Source organism: Pseudomonas sp. R1-18 (genome assembly GCF_051132095.1).
GTDB lineage: Bacteria > Pseudomonadota > Gammaproteobacteria > Pseudomonadales > Pseudomonadaceae > Aquipseudomonas.
Window position 1 is genome coordinate 2,331,964 of record NZ_CP071658.1, and the last position, 11,854, is coordinate 2,343,817.

The window sequence follows — 11,854 nt, forward strand, 5'->3', positions numbered from 1 at the left end:
CGTCGCGGGTAAACGCGGCCCTACGGGACGGGGGGCGGGCGAACGGTATTACCCCTTATGCAGGGCGCTTTCCTTGTGCATCGCCAGGTGCCCGGTCTTGTCGCTCTTGACCTCGTACTGCGGTTCTTCCCTGGAAGCAGGGCGGTGCTTGCCCATGAATTCAACGTCCTTGGTATGCACCTTGGTGACCTTGCCGTGGATCTCGCCGGCTTCGGAGTTCCAGCGCACGGCATCGCCTGTCTTGAATCTGGTGGTCATGAAATCTCCCGGTGCGCAATGCGCTGTCTGATGATCAGGACATGCATTAATGAGCGTCGTGCACCGGGAAAATTCCGCGAATGCGCCCTTACAGATCCATCACCATCTCGTGCCAGGTCATTCCGCCATGGTCCGACGCCGAGGGCTGGACGTATCGATAACCCATCTTCCGGTAGAGCTCGACGTGCCGCTCCTTGCACATCAGGTGAATGGTCCGCTTGCCCATGCTCGCCATCCGCTTGACGAACGCGCGCATCAGCAGCGTGGAATAGCCTTTGCCCTGGTGAGCCGGATCGATCACGACCGACATGATCACCACATTCGGCGCGTCAGGGTCGTGGCCAATGAGCTCCTTGAAGGCTTCGTCGGACATCACGACCTCGTGAGCGCAGCCACTGTTGATGAAACCGATGGGCTGGCCGTCCAGCTCCATGACCAGGAAGCCTTGCGGGTATTGCCCGATGCGGGTGGCGATTTTCTGCTCGGTCGCGGCTTCGTCGCCTTCATAAGCACTGGTTTCGATCTGGTAGCAGCGAGAAGTGTCTGCCGGAACGGCGCTGCGCAGGGTGGGTTCGGTCATCTGTATTCCATGGTCGGTATTGAACAAAAACTGCCAGGCTGGCGGAGCCCTTGGTGTCAGTGCGGCGAACTCAGGTTCCAGTATTTTTGCATCTCGATAAAGAGGAAGGACGCGGTCCAGGTGATCAGCACCAGCCCGGTCAGCGCCTCCAGGCCGGTAAGGAACTTGAGGGGACCGACCGGGGAGATATCGCCGAAGCCGATGGTGGTATAGGTGGTGAACGAGAAGTAGACCGAGTCCATGAAACCGCCATCGTGGTTTCCGGTGAGAGAACCCAGGCCAGCGGTATTGTTCATGAAGTAATAGCCCAGCGCAAAAACCCACACCTCGACTGCGTGTGCCACCAGTGCGCCCAGCACGCCGAAGACTACGCGGAAACGGTGCCACAGGACCAGTCGGGGCAGCAGCCGATAGAGGCGCTGCAGGCATTCGTAGTGAATGACGACGACGGTGATGATAATCAGCGTATTGATGACCGTTACAAGGATCATGAGTCCACTTCCTCAGCAGGGCAGCAGCCAGCGGGTTTGATGCACGACCGTAGCGTGGCGGTCGGGCCTGACATGTCTCGACGCAAAAGACTCTGAGTAGAGCAGCCCGCTGGCCTTCGTCAAGCGGACCTGCGACGCAAAACGATGGCAGGCCGGCACCGGCGCGGGTAGACTCGCGCGCTTTCCTGACCGGGCAACAGCCCCGTCCGAGTCGGTTCTGAACTTGAGGTAATGGAAGTTGGCCGCAGCCTGCGCGAGGTTCACCGACGGGTCCGTGGCGCGTCACGTTCTGGTGATGATTGGCACCAGTGCCATCAGCCTGTTCGCCGTGTTTCTGGTCGACATCCTGACGCTGGTCTATGTGTCGATGCTCCACGAGCCGCTGCTCATTGCAGCCGTGGGCATTGCCAAAGTGCTGATCTTCGCCAACACCGCCCTGGTGTCCGGGTTGATCGTTGCGGCGACCTCGGTGTTGTCGAAACGGATTGGTCAGCGCGGCACCCAGGGCCTCGGCGGACAGGCGTTCAGCCTGGTGATGATGGTGGTCGCAACGTCCTGCGCCACGACCATCCTGCAGTTGGCGTTCGCAGAACCCCTAATGTATCTGGTCGGCGCCGACACCACCCTGTATCTGGCCGCTCGCGATTTCATCTGGCTGGCCTTGCCGGCGACAATCCTGCAGGCCGCGATGCAAATGTGCGCGCAGATCCTTCGCGCCGCCGGCCACAGCGCGCGTGCTCTGGGGGTTGTGCTATCGGGCGCGGTGACGCTGGCCATTGCCGACCCGCTGCTGATCTTTGTGCTGGACCTCAAGCTCTGGGGCGCGGGCATTGCGTATGCGACATCGGCGCTGGTGTCCACGGCGCTCGGGCTGTACTGGGTGCGACGCCTGATCGGCCTGGCCTGGCACCGGAACCTCAAGCTGTTTCGAAGGCATTGCGCGCAAACCCTGCGGGTCGGGCTGCCTGCCGTGGTAGGTAACGTGGCGACGCCAGTGGCGATTGCCTATCTGATCGCCAGCGTGACGTCTTTCGGTATCGAGGCGCTCGCCGGGATGACCGTGGCCGACCGCGTCACCCAGTTCGCCTATTGCGTGTTCTTCGCCATTCCCGGCGCGCTGGCCCCGATTCTTGGGCAGAATGTCGGCGCCGGCCTGCCGCAACGCGCGCTTGCAGCGGTCGCCTTCGCCCGGCGGCTGGTGACGGGTTACGGCCTGCTGGTGTGGGCGCTGCTGGCATTTTCCGGCGGGGCCATCGCCGACTTTTACCAGTTGTCGGGCCAGGGGCGTGCCTTGTTCCTCGCGTTCTGCCGGTACGGCGGGCTGCTCTGGGCCATCATGAGCCTGGACTTCATCGCCCAGTCGGTATTCCTGACCATGGGTCGGCCCTGGCTGGTCGCGGTATTCGCCTGGTTGCGGGTAACGCTCGGGACCTTGCCCTTCGTCTGGGCCGGTTCGCACTGGTTTGGCGCCGCCGGAGCATTGCCCGGCATGTTGACTGGCAATGCGCTGATTGCGATCTGCTCGACCATTGCCGCATCCTTGGCGGCGCGGCGCTTGTTTGCGCGCGGGGTCGGCCCGGCGAGGCTCGGCTAACTTGAACCAAAGCGTTTTCGGATGATTTATGTCAGTTGATGGACCAGTGAGTGACAAAGCCACACCGCCGTCGAAGCGGCGCAAGGCGCCCAAAGGCGAAATGCGCAGAGCGGCACTGCTGGATGCGGCGACGCAGGTGTTCGCGCGCGATGGCTACTCCAGTGCGTCGATGCGTGACGTGGCGGAGATTGCAGGTATCACGACCGTGGGCCTGCTGCACCATTTTCCCAACAAGGTCGCGCTGTTGACGGCGTTGCTGGAGCGCCGGGATCAGAGAGTGGTGTCGCGGTTTCGGACGCTTGAAATGGAGCCGACCCTCGACGGGTTTCTGCGCTTTGCAAGGCTGAGCATGGGTTTCAGTATCGAAGACGCTGCCGAGTGTCAGGCGTCGATGGTGATGAATACCGAAAGCCTGTCCGACGCACATCCAGCATTCGAATGGTACAAGGAGCGATTCGACCTGACGCACCAGCATGCGCACGCGCATCTGACAACGTTGGTCGAGCAGGGGCAGATCCGCGCCGATGTCGACGTGAAGGCGTTGGCGCAGGAGTTGTTTTCGGTGATGGACGGATTGCAGATCCAGTGGCTCAGAAGTCCGAAGACGGTCGATGTGATGCGCGTTTTCGACAACTACCTCGAACGTCTGGCCAGAGACCTGCGGGTCGAGCAGGCTCGCTGACGAGCCCGCTCGCGCAGATTTAGAACGCCTGCGAAGCGCTTACCTGAACGGCTTTGCGCACCGCCTCCGGCAGCGGGTTGCTGTCACGGGTGGTGAGCTTTTCCGGGTACAGGGTAACCAGCGTGCGGTCCAGCGGCAGTGTCTCGGAATCCGGGCCTACCAGAATCCGGAACTTGCCGGCATCCACATCCCAGCTCGCCGTGCTGTCGGTGTAGTAGGCCAGCGAGCGCGAGTCGACCGGAATGGTGACCGTCTTGCTTTCGCCCGGCTGCAGATAGACCTTGGTGAAGCCCTTGAGCTCTTTCTCCGGGCGGTCGACCGCAGGGGTGATCGGACGCACATACAGCTGCGCCACCTCGTAGCCTGCCTTGTCGCCAGTGTTGGTGACCTTGAACGAGGCCTTGACGGTAGTGCCCGGCGTCATGACATTGGTCGACAGCTTCAGATCGCTATAGGCGAACGTGGTGTACGACAGACCGTAGCCGAATGGATACAGCGGCTTGGCGTGCTTCTTGTCGTAACCGCGATAGCCCAGGTAGATACCTTCGCTGTAGGTCATTTCGGTCGCTGCGTTGTCGCCGATGTACTTGGCTGGGTCAGAGTACGACGCGTACGTCGGGTTCTGTTCGATCGTCTTGTCGAGGGTGATCGGCAGCTTGCCCGATGGGTTGACCTTGCCGAACAGGATCTCGGCGATTGCCTGACCACCTTGCTGGCCCGGGAACCAGGCGTGCAGGCTGGCGCCTACCTTGTTGGCCCACGGTTGCATATTCAGGCCGCCACCGCTGTGCATCACCACGATGGTGTTGGGGTTGGCCTTGGTCGCCCAGGTAACCTGTTCGGACTGGTATTCCGGCAGGTCGTTGCTGCGATCGCTCGCTTCGCCTTCATACTCGGCCGTCATGCCCGTGGCCATGACCACCGCGTCGTACTTGGACAGATCCTTTGGCGCCCGCAGCGAAGCCCAGCTCATCTGCACGCCGGTCAGGCCGCCCAGGGTCGGAATGAAGCTGCCTTCCAGACGACGATACTCCAGCTTGACGCTGTATTCCTTGCCCGCTTGCAGTCGAGCGGTCTTGGCGGAGTGGGCGACCGCCTTGACCAGGTCGGTGGAGGGCGACTTGCCGTCGCTCTCGAGCACCAGCTCGTCGTTGACCCACAGCTTGTAAGCGCCGTCCGCGCGAATCTTGAAGATCTGCTCGCCGCTGATGGTCGGCTTGATGGTAGAGGTGAAGCGCGCCGAGAAGGCACCAGCCGTGGGGCTGAAGCCCGAAACGGTGGTGGTGCCGCCATCGGTGATGTTGTTGTTGGTGCTCCAGCTGAGGTTCACGCCGGGCTCGACCCGGGTCAGGGTCGGAGAGCCGGCCAGTTCGGTGTTGGAGAAATATTCGGCCTTCACACCGCTGTTGCGAATGCCGTTCTGGCCGCTGGATGGCTGGTACCAGACCGAGGTCTTGGGGTTGAGCGACATCTCTTTGATGAACTCGACATTGCTGCTCGAAGACGCCAGTTGCTGCAGGCCGCTCAGCTCGGTGACATAGGTGGTAGGTTCCGAGCTTGCAGTGCCGAACGGCGACGCCGGCACGTCATAGGCCAGGTTGCCGATAACGGCGATTTTCGCGTCTCGCGCCAGAGGCAGCAGAGGCTTGCCGCTGGTGGTGTTTTCGTTACGCAGCAGCACGATGGATTCGCGTGCCATGTTCAGCGAGGCGCGTTGACCATACTCAGGGTGTTCCAGCGTCTGAGCCTTGTTGATGCTCTTGTCGAAACCGTAGCTGACCAGGCCGCGCAGGTTGCGCTTGACCTTGTCGTCAATCACGTTCTGGGTCAGCTGGCCGCTCCAGAGGTACGGCAGCAATTTGGCCTCGGTGAATTGCAGCCCCGACGGCATGTCGATGTCGGTGCCGGCCCAGGCGCCTTTAAAGGCGTCGGTGACCGAGTTGAAGTCGCTGATCACGAAGCCCTGGAAGCCCCATTCACCCTTGAGGATGTCAGTCAGGAGGTGGTGATTCTCACAGGCGTAATCGCCATTGATCTTGTTGTAGCCGCACATGATCGAGGCAATGTTGGCGTTCTTGACCAACGATTCGAAGCCCGGCAGGTACAGCTCGCGCAGGGCACGCTGATCCACGATGACATTCAGATAATGACGATTGGCTTCCTGTTCGTTGCCAGCGTAATGCTTGCTGCCGGCCTGAATGCCTTGTGCCTGAATACCGTTGACAATGGCCGGGCCAAGCACCGCGCCAAGAAACGGGTCTTCGCCGCTGACGTGCTCGGCGCTGCGGCCGTTGAGCGGCGTGCGGTACATATTCATGCCCGGAGACAGCATCTGCTGGCCACCGGAAATGCGCGTTTCATAACCGATGGCGAGACCGAATTCCTTGGCGCGGTTGATGCTCCAGGTGGCCGCCAGCGCCGATTGCGCCGGGTACTGGGCGCCGAAGGTCGTATTGTTGACGTGCACGCCCATCGACGAGTCGTATGCGACGGTGCCCTCCATGCCCCATTTGGCCAGGCGCGGAATCATGCGGCCATCGTCGACGCGGGTGAAGTTGATCTTCTCGGAGATGTTCATGTTGTCGAGCACCGCGCTGACGCGTGCCTCGACTTCATTACCGCTTACCGGACCTGCGGCCAGAACCAGGCTGGCCTGGGAAACGCTCAGGGCCAGCAGGCTCAGACCCAATGTGTGCTTGAGAGCGCTCATGGTTGCTGCTCCTGACTCTGGGCCTGGTCGGGCGCGTCGTCGGTTGCCACCGGAGCGTCGAGCAGGGCAGAGGACGTCTTCGCCGCTGGCAGTTCGACCTTGTCGGCGCCGGTGATCTGCTCGCGCTTCGCGTCGGTCTGGATGCGTACTTGCTGGCTGGTGGAAGCCTGTGCAGCAGTTGAATCCGCGGCCATCACTGTAAAAGTGCTGGCGCAAAGAACTATCGCGCTGAAAACGGACAGCATGGGTCTAGTCATCGATCAATTCTCGATAATGGGGATTGTTTGAAAAAGTGGCATGTGACGCGTGTCGACGTATCCCGCCGGTCCCTAAGTGTGACCAAGGCAATTAAAAGTTCAAAGCTATAAAAAATAATTTTTCGCACAGCGCGAATTTATATAGAGATTTGCCAAAAAATCGGGTGCGGATCGGGAGCCTCGAACGGGTGGATCGCCGCATATCGCCAAACCAGGAAATAAGACACCAAAAAAGTGCTTTTAGAAACAATAATCCACCTCAATATCGGGCAAAAAAGCAATGTCGTAGCTCCGTGTAAACCTAGTTGCAATTAGGTTTTAGGTTCTGTTAAGCTTGCCACCTGCCCGATTCCGCCCTGCGTAAGTTGCAGGTTAGTTGGGCATTTCTTTCCGTAAAGTTGCATTTGCAAGCATGGGCAGTGCTCTCGATATTTGATATCGAGGGCTTTTTGTTGTCGGGTGCGCTACGGCGTTATGCAGCTGTTTTTTCATCGGGCCTTCCGGCAATAACTTCACTGAAGTCACTATGTATGTCGTTATATGCGGGCGTGGATATACCGTCGAACACTTCGCTGTGTGAGCGACTGGTGGAAGTTGCGGGGCTGAAATCGTCGGATATCAGCCGTGCCCGCAAGCTGTGCCTGGCTGAAAGCGCCAACGATGACGACCTGGTGAGCATGTTGCTGCGTCTGGGCGCGGTCCGGGATGAAGAGGTCGCCGATGCATGGTGTTCGCTACTCGATGTGCCACGGCTGGATCCCGAACAGGTCAATGAGCCGGTCCCGGTCGGCAGCGAACGCTTTGTCCGTCACTACGGTGTGATTGGCGTGGCCTCGGACGATACGTCGATCACCATCGCGGTCAGCTCGCCGGTCACTCGCGCGGCACTCGATGCAGTGGCGTACTTCTGCCAGAAACCGCTGACGCTGGTGGTTGCGACCTCGGGCGAAGTCAATGCGTTGATCGAACGACGGTACGGTCAGGGCCGCAGCGAGATGGGCGCTCTGATCGAGTCGCTCGATGACGATGGCGGTTCGGAGGACGACATCGAGCACCTCAAGGACCTGGCCTCCGAAGCACCGGTCATACGCCTGGTCAACCTGATCCTGCAAAAGGCCGTGGAATATCGGGCCTCGGATATCCACGTCGAGCCTTTCGAAAACCAGCTCAATGTTCGCTATCGAATCGACGGCGTGCTCGAACACGGCGAAGCGCCGCCAGCCGGTTACGCTGCCGCAGTCATCTCGCGACTCAAGATCATGGCCCGGCTGGATATCGCCGAACGTCGACTGCCTCAGGACGGCCGGATCATGCTGCGCATTCAGGGACGGGAACTGGACTTGCGTGTCTCGACCGTGCCGACCAGTTTCGGTGAGTCGGTGGTGATGCGCCTGTTGGATCGCCAGACCGTCAGCTTCGATTTTCCGGCTTTGGGTATCGACGGCGCCCGGCTGCAGACCTTTCTCGACCTGCTGGAAACGCCTCACGGCATCCTGCTGGTGACCGGACCGACAGGCTCGGGCAAGACCACCACGCTGTACACGGCCCTGTCGCGGCTCAACACCGAGGCGCGCAAGATCATCACCGTCGAAGACCCGGTTGAATATCAACTGCAAGGCATCAACCAGATCCAGGTCAAACCCGCGATCGGTCTGGACTTTCCGACCGCGCTGCGCTCGATCGTGCGTCAGGACCCGGACGTGATCATGATCGGTGAAATGCGCGACCTGGAAACCTGCCGCATCGCCATTCAGTCGTCGCTCACCGGCCACTTGGTGCTGTCGACACTGCACACCAACAGCGCGGCGGCGAGCATCACCCGCTTGCTGGACATGGGTGTGGAAAGCTACCTGATCGCCTCGACGGTGAAGGGCATTCTGGCGCAACGCCTGGTGCGCCGGCTGGACCCCGCGACGCGCATCGCATTCGACGCGCCGGACGAACTGATACGGCTGCACGCCCTGGACCGCTTCACCGACCAACGCCCGATTCGCCTGTACCGCGCTGACCAGAGCAGCGACGGCGGCGGCTACCACGGCCGCAGTGCGATCACCGAACTGCTGGTGATGAACGAGGAACTGCGCAGCCTGCTGATGCGCCAGGCCGATGCTGCGACGCTTGAGCAGGCGGCTCGCCGCTGTGGCCTGGTGACCTTGTACGAAGACGGCCTGCGTCAGGCGCTGGCCGGCATTACTTCGCTCGAAGAGGTGCTGCGCGTGACGCGCGGCGACTGACATGGCCGAGTTCAGATACCGCGCCGTGGACGCCCAGGGCAGCTCCCATCAAGGTCAGGTCGAGGCCGCCCACGAACAGGCCGCAGCCCTCCAGTTGCAACGTCGCGGCCTGGTGGTGCTGCGCTTGAGCGCCAGCACACAAAGCGGCCTTCGAGGTCGGGGCAAGGCGTTGCTCGGCGGCGCGGATCTGGTCAGTTTTACCCAGCAATTGGCAACCCTGCTGGGCGCCGGCCAGCCGCTGGAACGGGCGCTCGGCATCCTGCTCAGGCAGTCGGGCGACAAGCCACGCCATGCGCTGATCGAACGCATCCGCGATCAGGTCAAGGCCGGCAAGCCGCTTTCGCAGGTGCTGGAAGAGCAGGGCGGGCAGTTCTCCACGCTGTACGTCAGCCTGGTGCGGGCCGGTGAAGCCGGTGGCGCGCTGGACGAAACCCTGCGCCAGCTTTCCGAATACCTGGAGCGCAGCCAGAAGTTGCGCGGCGAAGTCATCAACGCGCTGATCTACCCGGCATTTCTGATCGCAGGCGTGCTCGGTTCGCTGGGTCTGTTGCTGGCCTACGTGGTGCCGCAGTTCGTGCCGATATTTCGCGATCTCGGCGTGCCGGTGCCGTGGATCACCGAGGTCATCCTGGCGCTTGGCGAGTTCATGAGCGCCTACGGTCTGGCCCTGTTGGCCGGATTGATCGGCTTTGCCTGGTTGATCGCCATCGCCCGCCGCGACCCGCAACGGCGTCAGCGCCATGATCGGCGCTTGCTGGGCATGCGCGTCATCGGGCCATTGCTGCAGCGTCTGGAAGCCGCGCGTCTGGCGCGAACCCTAGGCACGCTGCTTGGCAACGGCGTTGCGCTGCTGCAGGCATTGCTGATCGTGCGGCATGTCAGCGGCAATCATGCGATTCGCCTGCAAGTCGAGCAGGCCACCGAACGCGTCAAGGGCGGCGGCACGCTGGCCGAGGCCTTTGGCGACGACCCACTGTTGCCGGACCTCGCGCTGCAGATGATCGAGGTCGGCGAACAGTCCGGTCAGCTCGGCCTGATGCTGCTCAAGGTCGCGGATGTATTCGACGTCGAGGTCAAGCGCGGCATCGACCGCATGCTTGCCGCGCTGGTCCCGATTCTCACCGTCGTGATGGCCGCCATGGTCGCGGTCATCATGCTCGCCATCATGCTTCCGCTGATGAGCCTAACCAGCAACATTTAAGGATGTCACCCATGCCTCGATTCAACACCGCGCGCCGCGCGCAGCACGGCTTCACGCTTCTGGAAATGCTCGCGGTGATCGTACTGCTGGGCATCGTGGCTACCATCGTGGTGCGTCAGGTCGGCGGCAACGTCGACAAGGGCAAATACGGCGCCGGCAAGGCACAATTGGCGAGTCTGGGCATGAAGATCGAAAGCTACGCGCTGGACGTGGGGTCGCCACCCAAAAGCCTGCAACAGCTGGCCGAAAAACCCGGCAACGTGTCCGGCTGGACCGGCCCCTACGCCAAACCCTCGGACCTGAAAGACCCGTTCGGCCATGCGTTCGGTTATCGCTTTCCTGGCCAGCACGGCACCTTCGATCTGATTTTCTATGGTCAGGATGGCCAGCCGGGCGGTGATGGTTACAGCGCCGACCTGGGCAACTGGGAGTAAGCGCGTGCGTCGCCGTTCAGCCCGCGATCGCGGCTTCACCCTGTTCGAATTGCTGGTGGTCATCGTCCTGATCGGCGTGGCTGCGGGCATTGTCGGGGTCGCCGTGAACCGTGGCATACAGGCGGCTGCGGAACGGCGCGCTCTGGGCCAGATCGTCGATTCACTGCGCGCGGCGCGAGTGCAGGCCATCGTCAGTGGCCAGCCGGCCAGAACGGTCTTTGACCTCGACCGGCGCAGCGTCCGGGCACCGGGAAAAAAGCCCGTGAACTGGCCGGCCAACCTGCGCCTTGAACTGCATACGGCCGAACGGCTGGGCGCTGCCTTTGAGTTCTACCCCGATGGCGGGGCGAGCGGCGGGCACATTCTGCTCGGTCGCGGGCAATCGCGCTGGCGCATCGACGTCGCCTGGCTGACCGGCGTCGTCCAGATGCATGCTCTGAAATGACGTCCGCCACCCTCGGCCGCCAGAGCGGTTTCAGCCTGCTGGAAATGCTTGCCGCGCTGACCGTGCTTGCGCTGTGCGTCACCGTGCTGCTCGGCGCGTTCGGGCAGAGCGCTCGCGCGTTGCAGCAGGCCCGGCACAGCGACCGGCTGAATCTCGCGGCCCGTTCATTGATGGAGGAACTGGGCGACGGCGCCTTGCAGCCTGGTTCGACGATCGGCAGCTGGGACGGGCTGCCTTGGACGCTCGATGTGCAGGATCAGCCGGTGCCGCCTGGCGCGGTCAGGCTGTTGCGCCTGACTCTCACGGTCCGTGAAGGCCCGCGTACAGTGCGGTTCAGCACCCTGCGCGCCCGTGGGCGTGGGGTGTCGCCATGAAGCGCCAGGCCGGTTTTACCCTGCTGGAAATCCTCATGGTGCTGACCCTGCTGGGCGTGCTGCTGAGTCTGGTCGCGGGCGCAATTCTCGGCGCGAACCGGGCCGTTGCCAAAGCCCAGCGCTTCAGCACCGGGCTGGATGAAGTCCGCGCTTCACAGAACTTTCTGCGCGCGGCGATCAGTCAGGCATTGCCGTTGCCGGGTCAGCACGATCAGTCGACGGTGTTCATCGGCCGCCCGGGCAGCATGATCTTTTTCGGCCCGCTGCCTGTATCGCTGGGCGGGGGCCTGCATCAACAGCGAATTGCGCTGGTCGACCATCACTTGCAAGTGGATTTCGCCCGCTTAAGTACCGAGGGCGAGCAGTCGTTCGGCGATCCCCAGGTGCTGCTGCACCAGGTCAAATCATTGCAGCTCGGTTATCGCGGCACTGACGCGCACGGCAAACCGACCGGCTGGCTGCCTGAATGGCCGTGGCCGTCGCGCTTGCCCCATGCAGTGCGCCTCAATGCGTCGCTCGACGGCGAAGCCGAGTGGGTCCTGCAACAGGTCGATATCCGCCTGGACCTGTCCAGCGATGCGGCGGCACCATGAG

At 62.0% G+C, this 11,854-nt stretch carries 13 protein-coding genes; 8 read left to right on the plus strand and 5 right to left on the minus strand.

Features of this window, described 5'->3' with window-relative positions; all coding sequences use genetic code 11:
• Positions 1–48: 48 nt before the first annotated feature.
• The 3 genes from J3P77_RS10840 to J3P77_RS10850 all read right to left on the minus strand — a co-directional run bounded on the left by J3P77_RS10840 (position 49) and on the right by J3P77_RS10850 (position 1,329).
• The gene (locus J3P77_RS10840; protein ID WP_434681662.1) at positions 49–258 is read right to left on the minus strand and encodes a DUF2945 domain-containing protein; all 210 of its coding nucleotides are present in this window, start codon (positions 256–258) and stop codon (positions 49–51) included.
• A gap of 88 nt (positions 259–346) precedes the next feature.
• Positions 347–838, minus strand: coding sequence for a GNAT family N-acetyltransferase (locus J3P77_RS10845; RefSeq protein ID WP_434681663.1), 492 nt, complete (start codon positions 836–838; stop codon positions 347–349).
• 56 nt (positions 839–894) lie between these two features.
• A complete protein-coding gene (locus tag J3P77_RS10850; RefSeq protein ID WP_434681664.1) occupies positions 895–1,329 on the minus strand; it encodes a potassium channel family protein in 435 nt (144 codons plus the stop codon).
• A gap of 238 nt (positions 1,330–1,567) precedes the next feature.
• Here J3P77_RS10850 and J3P77_RS10855 point away from each other — a divergent pair, with 238 nt between their 5' ends.
• On the plus strand, positions 1,568–2,923 hold the full coding sequence (locus J3P77_RS10855) for an MATE family efflux transporter (protein WP_434681665.1): 1,356 nt from the start codon (positions 1,568–1,570) through the stop codon (positions 2,921–2,923).
• A gap of 28 nt (positions 2,924–2,951) precedes the next feature.
• Positions 2,952–3,605 carry a TetR/AcrR family transcriptional regulator gene (locus J3P77_RS10860; RefSeq protein WP_434681666.1) on the plus strand — a complete coding sequence of 218 codons (654 nt, stop codon included), beginning with the start codon at positions 2,952–2,954 and terminating at the stop codon, positions 3,603–3,605.
• A gap of 19 nt (positions 3,606–3,624) precedes the next feature.
• Here J3P77_RS10860 and J3P77_RS10865 read toward each other — a convergent pair whose 3' ends face one another.
• Positions 3,625–6,315: a glycoside hydrolase family 3 protein gene (locus J3P77_RS10865; protein WP_434681668.1), complete on the minus strand. Its 2,691-nt coding sequence runs from the start codon at positions 6,313–6,315 to the stop codon at positions 3,625–3,627.
• Complete coding sequence (locus J3P77_RS10870) at positions 6,312–6,572, minus strand: hypothetical protein (protein WP_434681670.1); 261 nt, start codon at positions 6,570–6,572, stop codon at positions 6,312–6,314. The genes J3P77_RS10865 and J3P77_RS10870 overlap by 4 nt, the downstream gene beginning before the upstream one ends.
• A gap of 530 nt (positions 6,573–7,102) precedes the next feature.
• On the opposite strand from J3P77_RS10870, the gene J3P77_RS10875 reads away from it, so the two are divergent.
• Genes J3P77_RS10875 through J3P77_RS10900 form a run of 6 tightly spaced genes read left to right on the plus strand, consistent with a single transcriptional unit; the run spans position 7,103 to position 11,853 of the window.
• The gene (locus tag J3P77_RS10875; RefSeq protein ID WP_434681672.1) at positions 7,103–8,806 is read left to right on the plus strand and encodes a GspE/PulE family protein; all 1,704 of its coding nucleotides are present in this window, start codon (positions 7,103–7,105) and stop codon (positions 8,804–8,806) included.
• 1 nt (position 8,807) lies between these two features.
• Positions 8,808–10,007: a type II secretion system inner membrane protein GspF gene (gspF, locus tag J3P77_RS10880; RefSeq protein ID WP_434681673.1), complete on the plus strand. Its 1,200-nt coding sequence runs from the start codon at positions 8,808–8,810 to the stop codon at positions 10,005–10,007.
• Positions 10,008–10,018: 11 nt separating this feature from the next.
• A complete protein-coding gene (gspG, locus tag J3P77_RS10885) occupies positions 10,019–10,441 on the plus strand; it encodes a type II secretion system major pseudopilin GspG (protein ID WP_434681674.1) in 423 nt (140 codons plus the stop codon).
• Positions 10,407–10,886 carry a pilus assembly FimT family protein gene (locus J3P77_RS10890; protein WP_434681956.1) on the plus strand — a complete coding sequence of 160 codons (480 nt, stop codon included), beginning with the start codon at positions 10,407–10,409 and terminating at the stop codon, positions 10,884–10,886. Before gspG ends, J3P77_RS10890 begins: the two co-directional genes overlap by 35 nt.
• Positions 10,883–11,260, plus strand: coding sequence for a type IV pilus modification PilV family protein (locus J3P77_RS10895; RefSeq protein ID WP_434681675.1), 378 nt, complete (start codon positions 10,883–10,885; stop codon positions 11,258–11,260). The genes J3P77_RS10890 and J3P77_RS10895 overlap by 4 nt, the downstream gene beginning before the upstream one ends.
• Complete coding sequence (locus J3P77_RS10900) at positions 11,257–11,853, plus strand: prepilin-type N-terminal cleavage/methylation domain-containing protein (RefSeq protein WP_434681677.1); 597 nt, start codon at positions 11,257–11,259, stop codon at positions 11,851–11,853. The genes J3P77_RS10895 and J3P77_RS10900 overlap by 4 nt, the downstream gene beginning before the upstream one ends.
• Position 11,854: the final 1 nt, after the last annotated feature.